At 51.7% G+C, this 21,854-nt stretch carries 29 protein-coding genes and 2 pseudogenes; 20 read left to right on the top strand and 11 right to left on the bottom strand.

Annotated elements, in window-relative coordinates:
* The first annotated feature begins 78 nt into the window (after positions 1 to 78).
* Positions 79 to 2,370 carry a peptidase U32 family protein gene (locus HUE57_RS02100; RefSeq protein ID WP_078485181.1) on the top strand — a complete coding sequence of 764 codons (2,292 nt, stop codon included), beginning with the start codon at positions 79 to 81 and terminating at the stop codon, positions 2,368 to 2,370.
* 682 nt (positions 2,371 to 3,052) lie between these two features.
* Here HUE57_RS02100 and HUE57_RS02095 read toward each other — a convergent pair.
* Positions 3,053 to 3,262: a hypothetical protein gene (locus HUE57_RS02095; RefSeq protein ID WP_174672630.1), complete on the bottom strand. Its 210-nt coding sequence runs from the start codon at positions 3,260 to 3,262 to the stop codon at positions 3,053 to 3,055.
* Between the two features lie 90 nt (positions 3,263 to 3,352).
* Between HUE57_RS02095 and HUE57_RS02090 the strand changes: the two genes are divergently transcribed.
* Together HUE57_RS02090 and HUE57_RS02085 are read left to right on the top strand one after the other, a co-directional pair.
* The gene (locus HUE57_RS02090; protein WP_174672629.1) at positions 3,353 to 3,994 is read left to right on the top strand and encodes a 7TMR-DISMED2 domain-containing protein; all 642 of its coding nucleotides are present in this window, start codon (positions 3,353 to 3,355) and stop codon (positions 3,992 to 3,994) included.
* Positions 3,879 to 5,087 (top strand): GGDEF domain-containing protein, encoded by a 1,209-nt coding sequence (locus tag HUE57_RS02085; RefSeq protein ID WP_174672628.1) that lies wholly within the window; start codon positions 3,879 to 3,881, stop codon positions 5,085 to 5,087. The genes HUE57_RS02090 and HUE57_RS02085 overlap by 116 nt, the downstream gene beginning before the upstream one ends.
* 746 nt (positions 5,088 to 5,833) lie before the next feature.
* Here HUE57_RS02085 and HUE57_RS02080 read toward each other — a convergent pair.
* Positions 5,834 to 6,115, bottom strand: coding sequence for a hypothetical protein (locus tag HUE57_RS02080; RefSeq protein ID WP_174672627.1), 282 nt, complete (start codon positions 6,113 to 6,115; stop codon positions 5,834 to 5,836).
* 44 nt (positions 6,116 to 6,159) lie between these two features.
* On the opposite strand from HUE57_RS02080, the gene HUE57_RS02075 reads away from it, so the two are divergent.
* Entirely contained in the window at positions 6,160 to 6,807 is a 648-nt protein-coding gene (locus HUE57_RS02075) for a hypothetical protein (RefSeq protein ID WP_174672626.1), read from the top strand.
* A gap of 216 nt (positions 6,808 to 7,023) precedes the next feature.
* Complete coding sequence (locus HUE57_RS02070; RefSeq protein WP_236860667.1) at positions 7,024 to 7,449, top strand: hypothetical protein; 426 nt, start codon at positions 7,024 to 7,026, stop codon at positions 7,447 to 7,449.
* Here HUE57_RS02070 and HUE57_RS02065 read toward each other — a convergent pair.
* Positions 7,439 to 7,699 carry a hypothetical protein gene (locus HUE57_RS02065; RefSeq protein WP_174672624.1) on the bottom strand — a complete coding sequence of 87 codons (261 nt, stop codon included), beginning with the start codon at positions 7,697 to 7,699 and terminating at the stop codon, positions 7,439 to 7,441. The two genes, HUE57_RS02070 and HUE57_RS02065, sit on opposite strands and share 11 nt — an antisense overlap.
* A gap of 200 nt (positions 7,700 to 7,899) precedes the next feature.
* Between HUE57_RS02065 and HUE57_RS02060 the strand changes: the two genes are divergently transcribed.
* A complete protein-coding gene (locus tag HUE57_RS02060) occupies positions 7,900 to 8,751 on the top strand; it encodes an ATP-binding protein (protein WP_236860666.1) in 852 nt (283 codons plus the stop codon).
* Positions 8,752 to 8,902: 151 nt separating this feature from the next.
* A complete protein-coding gene (locus HUE57_RS02055) occupies positions 8,903 to 9,346 on the top strand; it encodes a hypothetical protein (RefSeq protein ID WP_135622477.1) in 444 nt (147 codons plus the stop codon).
* A gap of 210 nt (positions 9,347 to 9,556) precedes the next feature.
* Here HUE57_RS02055 and HUE57_RS20040 read toward each other — a convergent pair.
* Together HUE57_RS20040 and HUE57_RS02040 are read right to left on the bottom strand one after the other, a co-directional pair.
* Positions 9,557 to 10,668: pseudogene (locus HUE57_RS20040) on the bottom strand (cytochrome-c peroxidase).
* Positions 10,669 to 10,731: 63 nt separating this feature from the next.
* Positions 10,732 to 11,172 (bottom strand): hypothetical protein, encoded by a 441-nt coding sequence (locus HUE57_RS02040; protein ID WP_174672622.1) that lies wholly within the window; start codon positions 11,170 to 11,172, stop codon positions 10,732 to 10,734.
* A 319-nt stretch (positions 11,173 to 11,491) separates the two neighbouring features.
* Between HUE57_RS02040 and HUE57_RS02035 the strand changes: the two genes are divergently transcribed.
* Positions 11,492 to 11,920: a DUF4399 domain-containing protein gene (locus tag HUE57_RS02035; protein WP_174672621.1), complete on the top strand. Its 429-nt coding sequence runs from the start codon at positions 11,492 to 11,494 to the stop codon at positions 11,918 to 11,920.
* Between the two features lie 13 nt (positions 11,921 to 11,933).
* Here the strand turns inward: HUE57_RS02035 and HUE57_RS18850 are convergent, their stop codons facing one another.
* From HUE57_RS18850 to HUE57_RS02025, 4 genes are all read right to left on the bottom strand, one after another.
* A complete protein-coding gene (locus tag HUE57_RS18850; protein ID WP_236860757.1) occupies positions 11,934 to 12,134 on the bottom strand; it encodes a DUF502 domain-containing protein in 201 nt (66 codons plus the stop codon).
* Positions 12,059 to 12,310 carry a DUF502 domain-containing protein gene (locus tag HUE57_RS18845; RefSeq protein ID WP_236860744.1) on the bottom strand — a complete coding sequence of 84 codons (252 nt, stop codon included), beginning with the start codon at positions 12,308 to 12,310 and terminating at the stop codon, positions 12,059 to 12,061. Before HUE57_RS18845 ends, HUE57_RS18850 begins: the two co-directional genes overlap by 76 nt.
* Entirely contained in the window at positions 12,270 to 12,515 is a 246-nt protein-coding gene (locus tag HUE57_RS18840) for a DUF502 domain-containing protein (RefSeq protein ID WP_236860665.1), read from the bottom strand. The genes HUE57_RS18845 and HUE57_RS18840 overlap by 41 nt, the downstream gene beginning before the upstream one ends.
* Positions 12,516 to 12,722: 207 nt before the next feature.
* Positions 12,723 to 13,133, bottom strand: a complete 411-nt coding sequence (locus tag HUE57_RS02025) for a sulfur globule family protein (protein WP_078484837.1) — start codon at positions 13,131 to 13,133, stop codon at positions 12,723 to 12,725.
* Positions 13,134 to 13,993: 860 nt separating this feature from the next.
* Between HUE57_RS02025 and HUE57_RS18835 the strand changes: the two genes are divergently transcribed.
* The 12 genes and pseudogenes from HUE57_RS18835 to cspE all read left to right on the top strand — a co-directional run bounded on the left by HUE57_RS18835 (position 13,994) and on the right by cspE (position 20,249).
* Positions 13,994 to 14,266, top strand: a complete 273-nt coding sequence (locus tag HUE57_RS18835) for a hypothetical protein (protein ID WP_236860664.1) — start codon at positions 13,994 to 13,996, stop codon at positions 14,264 to 14,266.
* Positions 14,260 to 14,475, top strand: a complete 216-nt coding sequence (locus HUE57_RS18830; RefSeq protein WP_236860663.1) for a GreA/GreB family elongation factor — start codon at positions 14,260 to 14,262, stop codon at positions 14,473 to 14,475. Before HUE57_RS18835 ends, HUE57_RS18830 begins: the two co-directional genes overlap by 7 nt.
* Before the next feature lie 596 nt (positions 14,476 to 15,071).
* Complete coding sequence (locus tag HUE57_RS02015) at positions 15,072 to 15,302, top strand: hypothetical protein (protein ID WP_174672620.1); 231 nt, start codon at positions 15,072 to 15,074, stop codon at positions 15,300 to 15,302.
* A 31-nt stretch (positions 15,303 to 15,333) separates the two neighbouring features.
* Complete coding sequence (locus tag HUE57_RS02010) at positions 15,334 to 15,786, top strand: type 2 periplasmic-binding domain-containing protein (RefSeq protein ID WP_174672619.1); 453 nt, start codon at positions 15,334 to 15,336, stop codon at positions 15,784 to 15,786.
* A gap of 170 nt (positions 15,787 to 15,956) precedes the next feature.
* Complete coding sequence (locus HUE57_RS02005; protein WP_174672618.1) at positions 15,957 to 16,103, top strand: hypothetical protein; 147 nt, start codon at positions 15,957 to 15,959, stop codon at positions 16,101 to 16,103.
* A gap of 135 nt (positions 16,104 to 16,238) precedes the next feature.
* Positions 16,239 to 16,619: a hypothetical protein gene (locus HUE57_RS02000; RefSeq protein ID WP_174672617.1), complete on the top strand. Its 381-nt coding sequence runs from the start codon at positions 16,239 to 16,241 to the stop codon at positions 16,617 to 16,619.
* A gap of 141 nt (positions 16,620 to 16,760) precedes the next feature.
* Positions 16,761 to 17,027, top strand: a complete 267-nt coding sequence (locus HUE57_RS01995; protein ID WP_174672616.1) for a HAMP domain-containing protein — start codon at positions 16,761 to 16,763, stop codon at positions 17,025 to 17,027.
* Positions 16,993 to 17,232, top strand: a complete 240-nt coding sequence (locus tag HUE57_RS20115; protein ID WP_174672615.1) for a diguanylate cyclase domain-containing protein — start codon at positions 16,993 to 16,995, stop codon at positions 17,230 to 17,232. Before HUE57_RS01995 ends, HUE57_RS20115 begins: the two co-directional genes overlap by 35 nt.
* Complete coding sequence (locus tag HUE57_RS01985) at positions 17,147 to 17,575, top strand: GGDEF domain-containing protein (protein WP_320416263.1); 429 nt, start codon at positions 17,147 to 17,149, stop codon at positions 17,573 to 17,575. The genes HUE57_RS20115 and HUE57_RS01985 overlap by 86 nt, the downstream gene beginning before the upstream one ends.
* Before the next feature lie 49 nt (positions 17,576 to 17,624).
* Positions 17,625 to 18,273: pseudogene (locus HUE57_RS01975) on the top strand (EAL domain-containing protein).
* 272 nt (positions 18,274 to 18,545) lie between these two features.
* Positions 18,546 to 19,820 (top strand): O-acetylhomoserine aminocarboxypropyltransferase/cysteine synthase family protein, encoded by a 1,275-nt coding sequence (locus tag HUE57_RS01970; protein WP_078484833.1) that lies wholly within the window; start codon positions 18,546 to 18,548, stop codon positions 19,818 to 19,820.
* 225 nt (positions 19,821 to 20,045) lie between these two features.
* The gene (gene cspE, locus HUE57_RS01965; protein ID WP_078484832.1) at positions 20,046 to 20,249 is read left to right on the top strand and encodes a transcription antiterminator/RNA stability regulator CspE; all 204 of its coding nucleotides are present in this window, start codon (positions 20,046 to 20,048) and stop codon (positions 20,247 to 20,249) included.
* A gap of 133 nt (positions 20,250 to 20,382) precedes the next feature.
* On the opposite strand, the gene HUE57_RS01960 is transcribed toward cspE, so the two are convergent.
* On the bottom strand, positions 20,383 to 20,856 hold the full coding sequence (locus HUE57_RS01960) for an NADAR family protein (RefSeq protein WP_078484831.1): 474 nt from the start codon (positions 20,854 to 20,856) through the stop codon (positions 20,383 to 20,385).
* Between the two features lie 22 nt (positions 20,857 to 20,878).
* A complete protein-coding gene (locus HUE57_RS01955; protein WP_078484830.1) occupies positions 20,879 to 21,757 on the bottom strand; it encodes a bile acid:sodium symporter family protein in 879 nt (292 codons plus the stop codon).
* Positions 21,758 to 21,854: the final 97 nt, after the last annotated feature.

Here is a 21,854-nt window from a genome sequence, read left to right as displayed (position 1 = left end):
CTACAGATCACTATGATGACCTCACCAGGGTAGAGAGTGTGTAACATCTAGCGACGCTATTTCGCTATACTCCGCGCCATGAAAAATGAGATTGAATTGCTGGCGCCGGGTGGGGATATCGACTCCATCAAGGCTGCTATCGTGGCAGGGGCGAATGCGGTCTATTGCGGACTGGATCGCTTTAACGCTCGTAATCGGGCGGAGAACATCACCTTTGATGACCTCGCTGGGATACTAAGGTTGGCTCATCAGCACGATTGCGAAGTTTTCCTTACGCTAAATATCATTATTGTTGAGACTGAGATACCGGCTCTTAGCATTCTGCTAAACAAGCTGGTGAACACCAAGCTTGATGGCATCATTGTTCAGGACTTTGGTGTCTTCCATCTGCTGCAAAAATATTACCCCTCGTTCAAGGTCCACGCCTCTACCCAGCTGACGACTCACAATGCAGGTCAGATCAAGTTTCTGAATGAGCTGGCGGCTACGCGGGTTAATCTCTCGCGTGAATTAAGCCTTGAGGAGATCCACTCACTATCCACCGTCGCACACGAAAACGACATGCTGACCGAGGTCTTTGTTCACGGCTCTAACTGTATCGCCTTCTCCGGTATCTGTTACCTGAGTTCGGTGCATGCCGGTAAGTCGGGTAATCGTGGCCAATGTAGTCAGCCCTGTCGTGATCAGTACCTGACTACGGCTGAGGGCAGAGACTTCCCACTCAATATCAAAGACAACTCGGCCTTCTCTGATCTACGTGGTCTCTATGAGGCTGGGGTTGATTCACTAAAGATCGAGGGGCGCATCAAGAAGCACCACTACGTCTATACGGTGGTTGAGAGCTGGCGGCAGCAGTTGAAACGCTTCTATGAACAGGATCAGGTGGGCCGTGGTGAGGGTTCACTGCGTAAGGTCTTCAATCGCGACTTCTCCAACGCCTTTCTGCAGGGGGAGATTAACCGCAACATGTTTATCGACAATCCTCGCGACAACTCTGCGATCTATCAAGCCAAAAAGAGTGGAATGTCGGTTGAGGTGGCGCTGCCAACGGCCAAGCGTAAGCTCTATGACCAGAAGACCGAGATCATCAACAGTGTAGATGTGCAGATCGCTGCACTGAGTACCGAGAAGGCACCTCTGATCCTCTCTGCATCCGGTGAGGTTGGGTCTCCATTAACGCTCTCGATCAAATCATCCGATCTCTCCTTCGAGGTTAAGTCTGAAAGTACCCTGATCAGTGCTGCGACCAAGGAGAATCGAACGTCGGCAAGAGCAGGGAGCAAGAAGGGTATTCCGCAGTCACTCGATAGTGAGCTGCTGGCTGAGCGATTCAAGGCGATCAACGACACCGAGTACTTTATCGATGAGATCGATCTGAGCGAACTTGATGACGACCTTATTGTTCCCTTTAAAGAGTTGGTCGTGCTGAAGAGGCAAATCCTCTATGTGCTGAATGGATCTAAAGAGATACAGGCACCGGTAGAGCTACCGCGACTTAAAAAAAGTCCATCCGATGAGGCCTCTCCTGAACTCTCACTGCTAATCTCTTCAGCGGAAGATCTCCATCTCTGCAAGGAGAGTGCGGCTAAAGTTTTCTATCAGCTTCCCAATAGCTTTAAGAAGGGGAGCGCCGAGTATGTTGAGCTGTTTCGCAACAATGAGGGCCTGATCCCCTGGTTCCCCTCGGTATTGATTGGCAGTGATTACCAGATAGCGGTTGAGCTACTTGAGCAGTTGAGACCTGAGCAGATCGTTACCAACAATACCGGTATCGCCTATGAGGCCTATCAGAGAGGGATCGACTGGATAGCGGGGCCGCAGCTTAATCTGGTCAATTCCTATAGTTTGATCTGTCTGAAAGAGAGCTTTAATTGCAGCGGTGCGTTTATCTCCAATGAGATTAATCGCGGCCAGATACGCAAGATGGTCAAACCCGACGACTTTAAGATCTACTACAGCATCTACCATCCGATAATCCTGATGACCAGCCGGGCGTGCCTCTTCTATCAAGTGACGGGGTGCAAGAAGAATATCGTTGATGGGGCCTGCATACAGCGTTGCGAGAAGTCGTCGCAGATCACCAACATGAATGACGCCTCGCTGTTAATTAAAAAGAGCAAAGGCGATTACCATACCGTCTATAACGAATCGAGCTATCTGAATACGGATATCGTTCGTGATGTGCCGAGTCTGGTTACAGACTATCTCGTTGATCTGCGTGATATTAAAACCGACACGCAGATTGAGATGGAGAAGCCGCAGCTGACCCAGCTATTTCAGCGATACATCGTGGGTGATGCCGAGGCCGCCAACGAATTGAAAGAGGTGATCTCGCCTGTCACCAATACCCAGTATCGGAAGGGAATCTAGGCGTTAGAAGAGCAAAGATAGCAGCGTCGTCTTAATGGTTACTTTCACCGACGTTGTCGACCTGCAGGGTGAACATCTATATTTTGACGGCTTCTGCGTTCATGTTTGGGTGCAGCAAGATATGAATGGAAAGCTGAAGGTGTACAAGAGAGTTCACAACACCTTTTAGATGTTTCGCAAAGAGACTCGCTTTTTCGACTTCTACAGAGAGGTAACCGAACGTCTGCTGGTAGAGAATAGTGGGTCGATGCCTCCGCAGTTTATCGTATCTAAACGACTGACAACTCAGCACAATATTGCAGTACTTCCTGTGATGGAGGCAGCAGGGATATTAAGACCAGCAGAACAGCAATTATAAGACCGAGGTTTCGGCAGAATACCTGTCTGTGACTGTGAAAACCTGGGGAGAATATTCTGATCGGCTAGTCGAATTATTTCCTCTTACAATATTTAGATCGGGTATAATCCGTCGTCGATCGAGTACTTCCATCTCACAATCGAAATGGCCCCACCTCTCTGTGAACGCAAAGTCCGATATTGGTCTGAATGATTATGAGCCAGCCCAGCGGTTTGGTCGCGAATCTGCTGCGTCTCGTAAGCAAACCGGAAGTATGAAACTACTTGCCTGTCAGCTGCTTCTTCTATTTTCGTTTTTCACCAGCCCCCAGCTGATCGCCGCAGTTCAGCCGCTGACCGCCATGGATAGCGAAGCGAAGGCGGTTAGTCCGCGATAGTCGACGCCGTCTGCATATTCGTAGTTGAGAGCGGGAGCGAACGACGAAGAAGATGCAGCAGCGGCTTTATGTCGGCGTAGAGTCACTGAGGGAGTTGTGTAGAGCCGCGAAGAGGTGATTACGCAACGTACGCAGGACGGTCGGGGCGCCGAAGGCATAAACGGTCGCGTTAAGTTTTGCTGTTTGCTTGGGCTTGGATGCCCAAAACAAACTTTCGCAAAAATAGCGACTCCCCGGTTGAGTCTGTCATGTCTGGCCTGAGTGTGGCGGATGAGATGACGATTATTGAGGATCGCGATAGTAGTCTGACGATTGAGAAACTACTTGAGCGCACAGACCCGGAGCAGCATCACAATAGTCGCCGAGTGAAGACCTTCAAGGGGATGAGCCGGTCGGTATGGTGGGTCGTTATTGATGTTGAGAATAGTAGCGGTGAGCGAATCGACTGGATGTTGGAGTCTGTTCACCCCCATACCGACTATCTGGATCTCTACCACGTCGATGCGTCGAGCACGATAACGGTACTGAAGACGGGCGACAGACGTCCCTTTAGCGATCGTAAGGTTGCCTCCGAGACCTTTGTCTTCCCGCTCGCTACACCCGCTCAGTCGAAAGAGCGGATAGTGCTGCGTTTTGACTATGCAGATCTCGGTATTGTTGAGCTGGCAACCCGAATCTGGGATCCCGACTCCTTCCATGAAAGTAAAACCATCGTCTATGCGCTCTATGGAATTCTGATTGGTGGTGCGATCTTTGCAATTATCTTTAATCTAATTGTCCATATACCAACCCAGTTCACGACCTTCTATCTGGTATCTCGCCTATCTCACAACCGCCGTCATCGGCTTCCTGGCCAACACAGGGGCGGGTCACCAGTTTTTTTGGAATGAATCGGCCTATTTAACCGACTCCGTGCACTTTATTGGAAATGCTCTGGCCTTCGGTTTCGCGGTTCAGTTTAGCCGCGTTTTTCTCAAAACCGAGATGTTGATGCCGCGTGCAGATTATCTGTTGAAGTTGTTGATGATCATGTCAGCTACAGGTGGGATCAGTTTCATACTCGGTTATCGGGATTTCTCTGCACAGATTCTGATGCTGACGGTCCTGTCGCTCTCTATCATGCCGCTGTTTGGGCTGTGGGTCTGGAAGGTGCTTGAGAGAACTGAAGCGCGTTGGTACGTCGCGGCCTGGAGTGTCTGGAGTGTTGCTGTCGTAATTCTCTTATGTCGCATAATCGGTCTAATTGAGATGAATGACTACGCCATCTGGGCTGCTCGCATGGGACTGCTGCTGGAGTCGGTGTTGCTGGGTATGGCGCTGGTCGATCAGGTCAATGAGCTGCGCAAGGATAAATTCACCGCAGAGGAAAAGCTGATCGAATATCTGGGTGAGTCGAATGCGGTCCTGGAGCAGAGGGTAGCGCTACGCACGCAAGAGTTGGAGCAGGCGAGAGAGGCGGCTGAGGCGATGGCTGAAACCGATGCCCTGACGGGTGTTGGCAATCGGCGCCACTTCATCAATCGGGGTGAAGAGATGATTAAGCAGGCAAGACGGGTTGGCTATCCCCTCTCGCTGCTAATGTTCGACATCGATCACTTTAAGAAGATCAACGATAGCAAAGGACACGCCGCCGGTGATGTGGTGATAAAAGAGGTTGCCCAGATCAGTAAAGACCGGATACGCACAACCGACATATTGGGGCGTATTGGGGGTGAGGAGTTTGCCGTTATTCTGGTCGGTACCGGACTGGAGGAGGCCAGTGATATTGCAAATAGTCTGCGTAAGCAGTTTGCAGAGGGCTGTCTCGATACCTCGTTTGGTGAGATCTGTTTTAGCGCCAGTTTTGGCGTGACATCAATGGGTTCGCAGGACACAACGCTTGATGAGTTGCTCGAACACGCCGATGATGCGCTCTATCTTGCCAAGGCAAAGGGGCGTAACTGTGTTGAGGTGTCCAGCGTTGATGATCTTAGTAAAGAATAGTCAATGGTGAGTGTGCCCGCATAATGTGAAAGTTGCAGGATGTCATTAACAGTTGTTAAGAATAATGCCCACAGAGTCCATTCGTTGATAGCTGGTTTAATCAACCTTTTTGAAACTTATTAGCCTTGCTCCTTCAAGTTCGCTGATTTTATCATGTAGAGATCCCAGCTTTCTGTAGGTGTATAGGAGCATGCAAGCTTTGGCTGATATCGAATAGTTACTGTTTCGGACAACTATCCGGGTTTTTCAATACCAATTCTGTGTGAATAATCAGTCACCACACACTGAACGATTAGCGAGTCTCTTTGTATTACCAGTTGTATACATTTCCACAAGCTTGCTCAAATTCACCAAGTTTTCCCTGTAATGAGGGTAAATAAAAGCGAGTAATTAATGCCTACCTTTGATATTACTACGGGATTATTGAATCGCTGCTGAAAAGGATGCGTTCGCCGGTTGAAAGAACTGCCGCGTACTTCGCCAGACATCACGAGTTAAGTACACCTATGTTCTACAGCATCAGGAAAGTTATCCCGTTCAGCGCCTGTGTCATGTGCTGGGTCTCTCACGAACGATTATAAAAAGCCAGATGCTTGTTACACAAAAGTTCTGTCGCTATATTCAATCTGATTAAGTAATCCTACGTACATTGATTGGTGTCATAATGACCGCCATGCACAAGACGGTCGTTATCCAGTCCCACTGTTCACCGCCGCTGACCGCCATGGAGAGCGAAGTGAGGGCGGTTAGTCCCCGATAGTCGACGCCGTCTGTATATTCGTAGTTGAGGCGCGAGCGAACGACGGAGAAGATGCAGCAGCGGCTTTATGTCGGCGTAGAGTCACTGAGGGAGTTGTGTAGAGCAGCGAAGAGGTGATTACGCAACGTACGCAGGACGGTCGGGGCGCCGCAGGCATAAACGGTCGCGTGAAGTTTTGCTGTTTGCTTGGGCTTGGATGCCCAAAACAAACTTTCGCAAAATAGCGACTCCCCGCTTCCCTATCCCTGGCTTGAGTCCTGCCTTTCATCCGTTCGTGACTGGTGTGAGATCTGTGGGTATGAGTATCAGTTTATGGGGGATGAGCTATTCGATGCCGTACCTGCGCATCTGCTGAAGAAGACAGAGGAGCAACGGGTTATTGCAACGGACCTTGCTCGGCTCTCTGTTTTACAGGCTGCACTTGAGCGTGGTTATGAGACAGCTATCTGGCTCGATGCCGATTTTCTGATCTTTAAGCCAGCGGAGTTTAAGTTACCTGATCAGGGCTATGCCGTTGGACGCGAGGTTTGGGTACAACACGATAAGAGTAGAAAGCTGAAGGTCTACAAGAAAGTTCACAACGCCTTTTTGATGTTTCGCAAAGAGAATAGCTTTCTCGACTTCTACAGGGAGACGGCCGAACGTCTGCTGGTACAGAATAGTGGGCCGATGCCTCCTCAGTTTATCGGACCCAAGCTACTGACAGCTCTGCACAATGTTGCGGTGCTTCCTGTGATGGAGTCAGCAGGGATGTTAAGCCCATTGGTAATTAAAGATGTTCTTAAGGGTGGAGGCGATGCATTGAGCCGCTTTGTCGTCAACTCAGACCAGCCGATCACTGCAGCGAATCTCTGCTCATCCTGTTGTCGCAGTGGTGAAGTCTCCAGTCAGGAGATGGAGCATCTGATTGAGAGGTTATTGAAAGAACCGGGTTTTATCCTCAACGCTCGTGGTCTATAGTGAGTCTAAAGTCGTCTCTAATTATTGTGGTTTTTTGTCGGCCTTGTTGAGTGACGATTGACTAGCTAAAGTTAGATCAGATTGTAGATGTCACCCTATTCTAGGAATAGTAGCCGCTGGATTCTTGTGACCGATCGACATAACGAAAAAGCCACATTCTAAAGTCATCCACCCACTCATCATTTAGGGTTTACTTCACTGTTTGTTCTGGTGGTGATGATATGGGGTGTCAATTTCTTCTTCTCTTATAAGCTCTATGAGAATCTGGAAAATAATGTTATTTCCGGTAAGAAGATGCAGTTGATGAGTAACATGATTGTGACGGTTAGGCAGCGCTCAAAAATCACCAATCAGATGCTGATCACCGAGGATATCTTTGAGCGCGATGAGCTGTTGATGAAGCTCGATTCCCAGGCAAGCACCTATACCGTCCAACGCGAAACATTTCTTGCCCTTCCGCTCACCGAAGATGAGCGCAATAGATCTGCCCAGCAGGACGTTCTTGTGTGCGATATTGTCCCCAGGTTGCGTCACGCTGCTGAATTGGCGATGACGGGTGAGGATGAAGATTTTAACGAATCGAAAAGAATTCTTTATGACGATGTGATGCCGAGACAGGAGCAACTGATAATCAACCGCTGACCGCTATGGATAGCGAAGCGAAGGCGGTTAGTCCGCGATAGTCGACGCCGTCTGCATATTCGTAGTTGAGAGCGCGAGCGAACGACGAAGAAGATGCAGCAGCGGCTTTATGTCGGCGTAGAGTCACTGAGGGAGTTGTGTAGAGCCGCGAAGAGGTGATTACGCAACGTACGCAGGACGGTCGGGCGCCGAAGGCATAAACGGTCGCGTTAAGTTTTGCTGTTTGCTTGGGCTTGGATGCCCAAAACAAACTTTCGCAAAAATAGCGACTCCCGGTATATGCATATCCTTGAGGAGCAGAAGAACCATATCCTGAACTCTTCGAATAACTCCATTGCAGAGAGCAAGAGCGTCTACTTTGTCAATTTTATGATTATCTTCGTTGTTATATTCATGATATCGATAATTGCCAGAGGAACCATCAGAAAGATAACGAATATTGAGTCGGAGTTGTCTAATGCCAGTGAAGAGAAAAGCAATCTAATAACGAAGCTTGAAGAGGCGCAAAGCCAACTTCTTCAATCTAAAAAATTAGCCTCTGTTGGTCAGTTGGCCGCAGGTGTGGCTCATGAGATAAACAATCCGATCGGTTATGTGAATTTAAACATTAGTACCATATCGGTAGATCTTCTCGAGATATTTAGACTTCTTGATCTTTATGGTGCTGCGGATGAAGTGATTAAAAACGAGGCCGCTATTTTTGAGCCAATCCAGCGTTTAAAGGAGCATCTTGATCTTGAGTATCTTAAAGATGACATCATTGATGCATTGAAAGAGTCAAACGAAGGTATTAGCCGAGTTACAAAAATCGTTCAATATCTGAAGGAGTTTTCACATGTCGATCAGCAGAGCGACTGGGTGTTTGCTGATCTTCAGAGTGCATTGGATACTACGCTTAATATCGCCAATAACGAGATTAAATACAAAGCCAGTGTGATCCGAGAGTACGGTGAAATACCAAAGGTCGAGTGTATTCCGTCGCAATTAAATCAGGTGTTTCTGAATCTGATTGTTAATGCGGCACATGCGATAGAAAAGCAGGGAACAATAACGATCAGAACAAGAGTGGACAGGGACAGTGTAATCATTGAGGTGTCGGATGATGGTTGTGGTATTCCCGAAGATATCCAGCATCGAATATTCGATCCCTTTTACACCACCAAGCAGGTGGGTGAAGGGACTGGGCTTGGTCTATCTCTCTCGTATGGAATCATTCAAAATCACAACGGTGATCTAAGTGTCGAAAGTGAACCAGGTAAGGGCACAACGTTCACAATCAGATTGCCGCTAGAGCAATCCTAGCGGCGTCGAATCGAGATAAGAACGCATTGCCTGGAATTTAACCGTCCTAACCGAATCCGGTTTGATGAATTCGGTGACTGAATGGTTGTTGGTCATGCCTTAGGAGGCGTACTATTACGCTTTGTCTGATTACTAAGGCGTGGTGGTGATTGTGAGTGGTATTAAGAGAGAGTGGCTGGCTGCCATGGTTTATCTGCTGATTCTGGTGCTGGTGGTCAATGTGCACTTCATAGGTCTGGCCGATCTGAACGTGTACGGTATCAATATCTCCCTCTACAGCACCTTCGCCTACATCTTCTATTGCCTCATTCTGGTGGGTTATAAGGATGATTATGTACGCCACCATATGATCGTCTCTGTCGGTACCTTCTTTGTCTACTTCTTCCTCAGCAGTCTCTACAGCGGCATGATGTTTGTGCTCGGTTATGAGGTCAATGTAATCAGCTGGGCACTGCTCAAGAATGCCAACTTTGGCGGTTGGGTTGCCATCGCACCGCTGCTGGCGATTTTGGTGCATACCGCCATGTCGGCTGTTCGTGGCATCAAGTTAAGTCTGGATGGCAAGGATCCCCACGGGAAGCTTGCGGCTGAATAACTCGATTAGCAGATATTGATCAATGTCGCGCCCTGTATCTAAGGGGGCGGTATTAGCAATCGCCAGTCAGCACTACTCCCGTTGAGCGACCACGGGGGGCGAGCCTTTAGAAAAAGAGCGCTGTATGTTCAGGCTGCCAGTTACGTAAAAAGCCTATCCAGGCGGGTGCCAATGCGCGCCCATTAGCAACATGTTAAACATCAGCATGCCTCACTGATCGCTGAGAGTCTCAAGAAATTCGACGATATCGGCGATTTCGTTATTCGTTAAACCCAGCTCACCGATACTCGCAAAATCGTCCACGTTATCACTTACCTCCGGTGGGTCTGGGAAGGTGGTGTCTCTGGTGTTGTAGAACTCAACCACCTCGGTGAGCGATGTAAAGACGCCGTTGTGCATGTAGGGGGCGGTGATGGCGATGTTGCGCAGGGTGGGTGTTCTGAACCGCCCATTGTCGCGCGCGCGACCGGTGACATCACCGCGGCCGTTGTCGATGAAGGGGCCGAGTATGGTGATGAGTGTGGGGTTGGCGGGCACGCCGATGTTACGAAACTCGAAGTCTGAGAAGAGTTGCTCGTCGATGTCTACGGTATTGTGGCAGAGGATGCACTGCGCCTTACCATTGAAGAGCCGTTCTCCACGCGCCTCGGCAAGGGTGAAGAGGATTGTACCGTTCTGCACCTGATCGAACTTCGAGCTAAAGGGCGAGAAGGTTTCAGTGCGTTCGAAGGCAGCGATGGCATCGGCGATCAGGTCGTAGGCGATCTCTGCATCGTCGAGTGATCCTGCACCGAAGATCGCCTCAAAGTCGCTTGCGTAACTCGACGCCCTGACCAGGGCGACCACATCCTCCTTGCTGGCGTTGTTCATCTCGACCGGGTTGAGGAAGGGCCCTTTGCCTGCTCCTCCAGGGTGTCGGCACGGCCGTCGAGGAACTGCCCGCCTATGAAGGCCTGACGTGTGGTGCCGTCCGGCAGTGTGCGGGTAACAGTCTGTGGTTCGGGTATGGGTGCCGCGTAGCCGGTGGTGGGTGAGTTGCGGTTGCCAATGCTGCTGCCATCAGCGCCGAGTGAGGTGGGGTCGCCACTATCGGGATCGTCGAAGCCGACACCGATGGTGTGGCAGCTGGCGCAAGACTGGCTGGGAGGCGAGGAGAGGTTGTCGTCGTTATAGATCAGGCCTCCGAGTGTCTCGATATCGGTGGTTATAGTCGTTTCAGTGGCTTCATCTATGGTTTCGGTGTTGGTGTCGCTTGCTGCGGTGTCCGCGGCCTCAATGGAGACGCCAGAACTGCCACCGCTATTGCAGCCAACATTCAACATCAAGGCCATACTGATTATCGACAGGGTGCGAAGTTTCATCTCATGATCCTTATTTCTTGTTATTCAATGATCAGAGCTGTTGGTCTGGCCGTGGATTTTCGCTGACCGGTCCCTTCTATTTTTAGGCGGACGTTGATGGGCCATCCGCATCCCTGCAGTAAAGCCGACAAAGCGTGCTAACTGTTGCTCATTGAGAAGTGGTTTGAGTGCTTCGACAGTCTCTTCATGAAGCAGTTGACGCTGCTCTTTATCACGACGTTGAAGTGCATGGCGTTTTTCGTGCGACCGCTCAAGGATGTTCATGACTTCCTCTACCTGTTCGTCACGCAGTGAGAGTATTTCGGGCATCCTCTCCTGCGATCTTTGTTGTTGAGTACTGTGGCAAGTCTCACTCGGTTGGCAATCACGCGTTTTATCGATGGAGTCATGTGCAGGTGGGCGTGCCATGGAAGGCAGGGTGAGTAGACACAGCATTAGAAGCAGGGTGCTTTGTTTACTTTTCATCGATATCTCCAGGTAGGTTGGCTGCCACATTGCAGAGCAATCGCGCTATGCACGTAATGGAGATTAGTGTGAGAGTTTGTAGGAAATGTGGAGAGAAGAAGGAGATTGAGAGGGATGATGAAATGGTACTGAAGATTGGCTGTTTTCTATCCGTCTGGGAATGGCATAAAACACGGCTATACTTGCGTTGCTGATGCTTGGTTTGGACGATCGGAAGGGACAACCGGTGCTATCAGTGCAGGGTTATTGAGGCTTTTATCGATCACATCTCATTCGACTCAATGAGTAGAGTCGTCTAAGAATGAAGAGGAGGCGGCCCATGTCACTAAAACCATTCGTAGCTGTTGTAGCGCTGGCCGGACTAATCATCTCTCTCGCGTCGGCCGCTGATCAAACACCATCACCCGAAGGTGCACAGGTCTACATCATTTCACCCGCCAACGGTGAACGTGTGAGTAGTCCGGTGACTGTGAAATTCGGTTTGCAGGGTATGGGGGTTGCACCCGCTGGAGTCGAAAAGGCCAAAACAGGCCACCACCATCTGTTGGTGGATGTAATGGATCTTCCAGCGCTGGATAGACCACTCCCGTCCGACGCCAACCACAAACACTTTGGCGGTGGACAGACTGAGACGACCATCGAGCTTTCAGCGGGTAGACACACCCTGCAGCTGATCGTCGGCGATAAGAGCCATATCCCACACCAGCCGCCGGTGGTGTCGGAGAAGATCACCGTCCATGTTAGGTAGATTGTGAAAATGGTTAATCGATATTTTTACCGGTGATGCCTGCGGTGAGGACGAAGCGCATCGCCTCATCACGGCTCATCTGTAGCGGACGCAGTTCATCCTTTGGTACCAGCACAGTGTAGCCGCCGACCATGTAGCTCATCGGCAGATAGACCAGTACGCAGCCACGATCTCTGAATGAGGGGCAGGCGTTCCTGCTCCTCCTGGGTGACAAAGCCGACCAGCTCCATGCCCTGAATGGTAACGGCGACGACCTGTCCCAGTCCTCTTCTTCGGAGAGAAGAAATCGAAGAAATCACGAAAGGCGCGATAGACCGATTTGATCAGTGGCAGCTGGTAGAGCAGCTTCTCACCCAGGCCAAAGAGTTGGCGGACCAGATAGGCATTCATCATCAGACCGACAAAAGATCACCACGATACCGACCAGCATGCCGAGACCGGGGAAGTAGACATCTTCGATCAGTACCCGTTTCAGTAGTCCGCCCATTAGCTCCTCAGAGGTCATTGCTAGCCAGTAGAGCAGGTAGATGGTGAGTACGATCGGCAGCAGGGTGATAAAGCCGGTGAGCAGTGTTCGGCTTAAATACTTAAACATGGGGCATCCTCTTGTCGGGGTAACGCTTCTTCCGTGGCCCTATCTTATGTTGGATGGGAGGGCGTGACTATGTACTTAGAGATGAGAGAATCGACGGGTGCGGTGGCCGCGGGAGAGGGTAGGCCGATTTAAAACTGTCGGGCGATGGGTGATGATTGGGTAAAAAGCGGGGCCATTGGCCCCGCTCTCTATTGCTGAACAGTGAACTTACTGTGCAGGAGGTGCTACTGGTGCAGGTGCTGCGCCGTAAGGTGCGCCATAACCGTAAGGAGCAGGTGCGCCATAGCCGTAAGGAGCGCCGTAACCGTAAGGAGCGCCGCCGTAACCACCGTAACCGTTGTTGCCGTTATAACCGTTGTAACCGTTATAGGCATTGTTGCCTGCGCCGTTACCGTAGCCTGAGCCATTACCACGGCCTGAACCGTTCATGCTGAAACCGAAGTCACCGCCGCCGTCACCAGCACCATAGCCGTTACCGTAGCCGTTGTTGTTGCCGTTACCCCAACCGTTGTTGTTGCCATTGCCCCAACCATTGTTGTTGAACGGTCCCCACCATGCCTGAGTTGCGGTGGCTGCACAGAGAAGGGCTGCGGCGCCCATTACCTTGATCATCTTCATTGTCTATTTCCTTCCAATATAAAATGTGGTCATAACCCAAAAGGTTGCTTGCTTAGACTCATGCCGAAATTCGCTGTCTAATCACTGAGTTAGACCTGAAGGGTGATGGAAGTCACTGCCTGAAGGAAGAACGTGTGAGCGGATACGTGATCGCGGCCGAACCGTGCTCTCCCATCAAGTCGAGCAATCCGGGAGGTGTTCGGGCTAGCTCATTGGCAGTGATTATCGTGCTGCCGTGGATCGAGTATAGGGATATGACTTCAAATAGCCCCTAGATGATGAATGTCTTAATAACCTCGAAAAACTCAGGTGTATAGGCGGGTGTTACAATGCGATTTTCCCGTCCATGCAACCGCCTGAGTCTTGCCAATATGAATCCAATCCGTCTGCTGATGTCCCCTGCGCGGGTGCGCTGCTGACCGCCTGCTCTGCACATCCTGGGGCGGCAAACTGGCGCGTTGCCGAGACCACCGCTGTTGAGGTGGCAGCGGAGTTCGCACGTATCGAGGTGGATTTTGAGGGCGTGCCACGATCTTTGCTGAAACCGCGTCGGGTGAGGCTGTTTCTCATGAGCTTGCCGGGGCGGCTCGGCGCTGTTTCTGGGCCGGCATCGATGCACAGACAATCGGTATGACCTGTGCGTTGGCGACAGACAGCAGCATTGAGGAGCAATTTACGCTGCGTGTAAGCGGTGATGGTCAGCAGGCTGAGTTGATCAGGGATGATGCCGTGGTTGGTCAATATTTGCGTGCCGAATAGATTTGAGCTGCAGACACATTCATGTATGAAAGATTTAACAGTGGATGTCGCAATGTGTGCCGACGCTGCCTCCCTTATCGATAGGTCGTAAGCCATCCGTGATGAACAAAAGCGAGCTGCATGAAAATATATTGCAGGTCTTAACGGCACTCTGTCGTGTTGCCAATAAGGCGGCGATGGACGCCTATAACACCGCGACCGATGATGAAAATGTTGCGGAGAATAAGTATGACACTCTGGGGCTTGAGGCCTCCTATCTTGCACAGGGTCAGGCGCAGCGAGTGGCAGAGTGCGAGGCGGATCTGGCAGTTTTTCGGCAACTTGAACCACGCCTCTTCGAGCGGAGCAGCCGCTGGCTATCGGTGCCGTGGTAGAACTCCTCGATGAGGAGGGGGCGCGACGCTACCTGTTTATTGGTCCAGCGGCTGGCGGCCTAAAAGCTGCTGCACGAACAGAAGGAGATCACCATCGTTACGCCCTCAGCGCCGCTTGGAGGGCGCTACTGGGTTGCCGCGTTGAGGATGAGATTGAGGTCGGTGTTGGTGATCGTGCGCGGCGTTATGAAATCGTAACAATCTATTAATAGTTGTCTATACACCTGTGGCGTACGGTCTGTCGCTACTACTCTTTAGTGCAGCTCTGATTGTTTTCAGCAGCTATCTACAACTGTTGTTCAGATGCATACACAGCCGTGTTGATAATTGATCATGTCAAACTCTGGGTGCAGAGGAGGGCTAAGACTATAGTCTGCCTATCTCGCTTATGAGATTTGCTACGTGCTAGTGTAGGAAAATTCTTACAGAAGAGGACCGGTCTGGCGCGCTTATACACAGCATTAATCATGTTAATGGAAGACGTCGGTTCGTGGACTATGCTCTGAGAGTCTTGCGTGCGAGAGCGTGGGGAGTATGGGATGGCGAACAAAACACTATCACTGTTAATCACGATTTTACTGTGGTTGTTTGTATCGAGTGCAGCCTTTGCGCAAAGCACTGAGACGCGTGAACTCGTACTCCTAAGTTGGGCCGATTACCTGAAGCCAGAACTGCTCGAACGTTTCGAACATGAACACGATGTTCGGGTGAAGATGATCTACTTCGAGAGCGACGATGCGCGCGATGTGATGTTGTTGGAGAGCAACGCGCAGGGTACGACCTGGCGATCATTGACGGTGCGTCCATGGACGGTTATCGAGAGAGTGGCTGGATCGTGGCACTACAGCAGCTGGAGCTGGAGAGTGCGGGGGTGATGGAGCCGCGCTGGATGACGGCATTTCAGAATGCCGGTTCGCATGGGGTGCCCTATTTCTGGGGAACCCTTGGTATCGCCTACCGAAGTGATCTGGTAGCAGAACCGATGACCCACTGGAAGGATATCTATTCACCCGCCCCTACCTCGCACAGAAGCTGATGATGGTCGGCAATCGCCGGATTTGATCGGCATGGCACTGAAGTCGTTGGGTTACAGCGCCAATAGCAGTAATAGTGTGGAGCTACGCAGGGCTGAGGCGTTATTGCTCGCGCAGCGCGCCTATGTCAGGGATTACAGCGATCCAGCACTCGATGAGAAGTCGGCGCTGCATACCGGCGATGTGATTGCTGCAATGATGTATAGCGGTGATGCGATTCAGCTGGGGATATCAACGACAGGATCGAGTATGTGCTGCCCGCAGAGGGGCAACATCTGGGTCGATTATCTGGTCGTTTTGAGTGGCTCGAAGCAGAAGCCGTTGGCGGCAAAATTTGTCGACTACCTCTCCTCTGCAAAGATATCTGCTGAGAACAGTGCCTACCTCTACTATCCGAGTCCGAATCGCAAGTCGATCGAACTCGCGCCGGATGAGCTGCGTCATGATAAGCGTGTCTATCCTCCACAGGATGCACTCACGGAGTGAATTCTATACCCCGCAGAGCCACCACAGCAGTCGGCTCAGAAACAGCATTATCAGAAATGTTATGAAGTAGCGACGATGATCAAATTTAGGCTTCAGGCGAAACTGCTGGTGCTATTGGCACCGGTGATTATTTTGCCACTGCTTTCTTTGGCGGTTATGTCTACAGCGTGATGAGCGATGCCGAGCGCGAACGCCGCTTTATTGAATCGGATATCATCACGCGCGATATGGCAGCCAGCATCAACTCGCTGATCGAAAATGCGAGTGCGAATATCAATCTGTTTGCGGGATCTGCGCTGTTCGCTGTTATGCATTAACGCAGAACAAAACAAACGATTTGGTCTGATGCAGCCAGCGCTACTGATCTCTTTCCGGTTATCAGAAGGCGTTCCCCGACTACTTCGAGATTGCCTTTATCAGTGCCACTGGCGAGGAGGATACGGTGATCACCAATGCCGGTTATGAGCTTCATGGATCGGCCAACTACGAACGCGGCTATCTGCAGCATGTCATGGATGAGACTAACGATATTACGACCACCATTAAAACACAGCAAACATGGCGGTGCCGCACTCTATATCACCAAGCGAATCAGTCTGCGTGATCCGGCCACCGAGGCGATCAGTGAAAGGCCATCGACCAGAGGCTATCTGCTGTTGGTGGTCAATATGGAGGCAACCATTGATCGGGAGTTCGAGTCGCTCGAAGAGTCGGTGTTGCAGTTGAAGGTGGCGACGACCGATGGAGAGATAATTCGTCAGTCAGGTGTGCAGGAGGAACGTTTCCGTCGGCGCAACTTCTGGGAGTCTTCCAGCGCTCTCAGCTGCCGATGATTTCTTCAGCTATGAGGATGGTCAGACCATGTTGAGTCACGGCTGTCTGGCGCATGGCCTGATCGTGCTGACCACGCTGCCGCTGCATACCGTGCGCTCTCCGCCGAGCAGCTGCTCGGTAGTTTCTTTGCGATCACGGTGGTGATTCTGCTACTCACCGGGATGATGACCTTCTATGCGGTGAGACACTTCATCGTCGAGCCAATGCGACGTCTGCAGAGGAGTGCACAGCTGATTGGCAAGGGTGAGCCGGCAACAGATCTGGATTTTAAATCGAACGATGAGATCGGTGCGCTGGCCACTACCTTGAAGGTGATGGATGAAGATCTGCGCCGCCCAAGGAGCGGATTGAATATATGGCCTTTACGACACGTTGACGGGATTACCGAACCGCGACAAGTTTATTGATAGCCTCGCCTGTTCGGTAGCGATAGCGCAGCGCGATGAGCGTAAGGTGGCGATCCTGTTCCTTGATCTGGATAACTTTAAACAGATCAACGATTCTCTGGGACCCAGATTGAGATCTATTGCTGACCGAGGTGGCTGCGAGGATCAGCGCCTCGTTGCGGATGGAGGATCTACTGGTGAATGTGAATGGCATCGATGCCGGTAGCGTGGTGGCGCGTCTGGGAGGCGATGAGTTTATTGTCCTGCTCGGCGAGCTCGACGATGTACGTGATGCAGCGAAGGTAGCGGAGCGAATCATCTTCTCTCCGTGCACCGGTACTGCTCAAGGGAATGAGATCTATGTCAGCGCCAGCATCGGCATCACCATTTCACCCGATGATGGCATCGACAGTACTGAGCTGGTGAAGAACGCCGACATTGCCAGTATAGCGCCAAGGAAAGCGGCAAGTCGGGCTACAGGTTCTATTCACACGAGATGGACAAAGCGGTTAATGAACGCATTCACCTTGAGAACCATCTGCGCCGGGTGCTGGAGCGTGGAGAGTTGAGTCTCTCCTATCAGCCGCAGCCTCGCTGGAGAGCGGCAAGATCATCGGGGTGGAGGCGTTACTGCGCTGGCACAATGAGAGTCTGGGCAACGTCTCTCCGGCGCTATTTATTCCGGTGGCCGAGGAGATCGGCATGATCGTGGAGATCAGCGAGTGGATCATTGAGCAGTGCTGTGGTCATTTGGGACACGTGGCGAGCCGCAGGAATTCCGCTGGTGAATATGTCGATCAATATCTCGGGCCGTCACTTCAGGCAGGGCAACCTGATCGATACCTTGAAGGCGAATATTCGCTGTTTCGATCTGGCACCTGAGTACATCACAGTGGAGATTACCGAGACCAGCCTGATTAAGTCTCAGCAGTATGCATTGAAGACGCTGCTACGGTTGCGCGATCTGGGGATCTCGATATCACTCGATGATTTCGGTACCGGTTATTCGTCTCTCAGCTATCTCAGTAGTTACCCGATCAACAAGTTGAAGATCGATCGCAGTTTTGTCACCGAGGTACATTGCGATAGCGATAAGGCGGCAATCATCAATGCGATCATTGCCATGTCGCATACGCTAAATCTGAGCGTCACCGCTGAAGGTGTCGAGACCGTGGAGGAGCTGGCGTTTCTCAAGGATCGGAAGTGTGACATCGTCCAGGGCTATTACTTCAGTAGACCGCTCTCGCCCGAGGACGCCGGAAAATGATCGCTGCATATAATCGTGATACACCAGTAAGCGTCGATCATGACAGTGGCACCAGTCACTCCACGATTCACCATTAGCCATTGATCTGTATTCGGCGTCATGGCAGATTAGGCCGAGACCTGAGTGAGGCGGGCTGATAATAAAGAGTGCCATCTACGCACCAGCAGTTGTTTGGCTTATCAGCAAATAATTATCTATTGCCGAGAGGCCGAATCGGGTCAGACAGTCGCGTTATCCATTTAACTTCTCCAGACAAAAATAAAGGGCGTGTCATGAAACTTGAATCCCTCGCACTGCATCACGGGTACGAATCTGAAGCCACCACCAAGGCTGCGGCCGTGCCGATCTACCAGACCACCTCCTATGCCTTTGATAATACGCAACATGGCGCAGACCTTTTTGACCTGAAGGTGCCGGGGAATATCTACACCCGCATCATGAATCCGACCACCGATGTACTTGAGCAGCGCCTTGCAGCAATGGAGGGCGGGATCGCCTCGCTGGCGGTTGCCTCAGGCATGGCGGCAATCACCTACGCGATCCAGGCAATCTGCGATGTCGGCTCTAACATCGTTAGCACCAGTCAACTCTATGGCGGCACCTACAATCTCTTTGCACACTCACTGCCACGCCAGGGTGTCGAGGTCCGCATGGTCTCGGCCGATGATTTTGAAGGTTTTGAGAAGGCGATCGATGAGAATACCCGTGCCATTTTCTGTGAGTCGATCGGTAATCCGGCTGGCAATGTGGTCGATATCGAAAGGATTGCGGAGATCGGCCACAAACATGGCGTACCGCTGATGGTCGATAACACCGTGGCAACCCCGTTTCTCTGCAAACCCTTCGAACACGGTGCCGATATCGTTATCCACTCACTGACCAAATATATCGGCGGACACGGCACCTCAATCGGCGGCATCATCATCGACTCCGGCAAGTTCGACTGGGCGGGCAACAAGGAGCGCTTCCCGATGCTCAACGAGCCAGACCCCTCCTATCACGGCGTGGTCTACACCGAGGCGCTGGGTCCAGCGGCCTTTATTGGTCGCTGTCGTGTAGTCCCACTGCGAAATACCGGCGCGGCACTCGCGCCACACAGCGCCTTCCTGCTGCTGCAGGGTCTGGAGACGCTGGGGCTGCGCATGGAGCGCCACTGTGAGAACGCCGAGAAGCTGGCTGCCCATCTGCAAAACCACGACAAGGTGACCTGGGTGAAGTACGCCGGGCTGGCCGATAGTGAACACAACGCAACCTGTCAGAAGATCACTGGTGGCAAGGCGTCGGGCATTCTTAGCTTCGGCGTAAAGGGGGGTGCCAAGGGCGGTGAACAGTTTATCGATGCGCTGCAGATGATTCTGCGTCTGGTCAATATCGGTGATGCCAAGTCTCTCGCCTGCCATCCCGCCTCCACCACTCATCGCCAGTTGAGCGAGGAAGAACTCGCCTCAGCCGGTGTCAGTGAGGATCTGGTGCGTATCTCTGTCGGTATTGAGAACATCGATGACATTATCGCCGATGTCGATCAGGCGCTAGCCTGTGTGAGCTGAGTAAGCACAGGAGTTGGGGTTAGGGGTGCATGGTGTTGAAAATGAACCTTTTGTGAGGTTCAAAATATCACTGGAATATAGGAAAGGGATATCCTATAGTTACCTTCGCTACAGAACTTGTTATTGGATTTAGGCAGTTAGATACAAATGCTCCTCGAAAACCCTTCTCATCTCCTGTATGCACAACCCGTAAATTTTGTTTCATTTGTTAAAAGGTAAATAGTCATGGCTACAGGTACTGTTAAGTGGTTCAACGAGTCTAAAGGTTTCGGTTTCATCTCTCAGGACGACGGCGGCGCAGACGTGTTTGTACACTTCAGCGCAATCACCGGTTCTGGTTTTAAGACCCTTGCTGAGGGTCAGGCAGTTTCGTTCGACGTCGAGGACGGCCCTAAGGGTCCCCAGGCAAGCAACGTAGTTGCAGCGTAACTCGTAGAGTATTAGGCGCCACTACGGCGTCTTAAGCTTTACACAAAGGGCAGGTGCTCCCAGCTCTCCTGATGGAAGGTTGGGGCATCTGCCCTTTTTTGTGTCCGAGGTTTAGGGAGGCTGCGCGCAGCGATCAGGTTTCGCTGGCACTCGCCTCTTCACGTAGCTTGTTACGGACGTTCATCAGTACCTCGCCATAGCGGTTGTCCCCGCGGGCATCGCGGCCACAGCCCCAGAAGTAGTCGTATTGGCTGGTCTCAACGATCCGTAGCTCACCGGTGGCCTGTAGTGCGGCGGCGACTTCAGGATGGCTACGGCACTTGATGTAGATGGCTCGGGTCATGACCGTTACCCGGATCTTGTTCCAGTCCTTGCGTATATGGCGCCTGTGTTTCTTCGCCAGCTTGGCGGTGTCGCTCGGGTGCGGAGTGGAGCGGATCGACTCGCGAACCTCTCCATCTTCAAACTTCATACCGTGGTAGTAGTGCTCGACAGAGGGCCAGCTCTCGCCATCGAGTTCAAAGCCGTGTCTGGAGAAGGAGGCTAATGGATTGTCGGCATCGGAGCGGGCTACGTAGATCACCTTCTTATCGGTGGCATTGAACATGGTGGTGGGCCTGTGTGGCTGTTTATGAGGTGGTTGCGGTGGTGCGATATCGGCGACTCATCAGTGCGATGAATGCCCCGGCACTGAAGAACATCAGGATTGAGTAGATCACCGGCGGCACTGCCAGGGCGGGATTCAGCAGGATGCTGGTGGCAATGATGATACCGAGGGTACCGTTCTGAACCCCGACCTCGATACTGATGCAGGTGGTCTGTGACTGATTGAGGCGGAAGAAACGGGCGGTGTAGAAGCCAATCGCCATGGTGGCGAGGTTAAGGGTGATTGCCACCGGGCCTAGTTTGAGCATGTTTTCCTGAATCATCGCCGACTCCTTGAGGATGATCATTACGATCAGTGCAGCAAGGAACAGGGTGGAAAGTATCTTGACGGTGGTCTGGCTACGTAGGGCAAAGTTGGGTGCCTTGGCACGGATCACCATGCCGAGTGAGACCGGGATGAGGGTGATCAGTGCGATCTGAATGATGGTCTTCACTACCGGCAGCTGAAACTCACTGCCGACGTGTGTGAAGTGCTGCAGGGCGAAGTTGACCACTAGCGGAATGGAGAAGACGGTGATCAGGCTGGTGACGGCGGTCAGAGTGATCGAGAGGGCCGCATCACCACGGGCCAGATGGGTCATCAGATTTGAGGTGGCGCCGCCAGGGCAGGCGGCAATGATCATGAAGCCGACGGCAAGTTCAGGCGGCAGTTGAAACAGCTGTACCAGTGCAAAGGCGAACAGCGGCAGCACGATCAATTGGTTAGCGAGGCCAATGGTAACGGCACGTGGATAGCGCAGCACCCGGCGAAAATCGTCCACAACCAGTGAAAGTCCCATACCGAGCATGATGATGGCGAGGCTGAGTGGTAGAATGACGGTGGTGATTGTAGAGGCTTCCATACGCGTTCCCTGTTCTTCTTTGAGTTGTTTTGCGACCGGCAAAGTTTACGACAGTTGCCCGAGTGGTGCGATGTAACCTGCCTACCTCGTCTATATT

The sequence above is a fragment of the Candidatus Reidiella endopervernicosa genome, from assembly GCF_013343005.1.
In the GTDB taxonomy this organism is placed as follows: Bacteria; Pseudomonadota; Gammaproteobacteria.
Note: the sequence above shows the minus strand (reverse complement) of the source record. Positions and strands in the feature narration are given on the sequence as shown.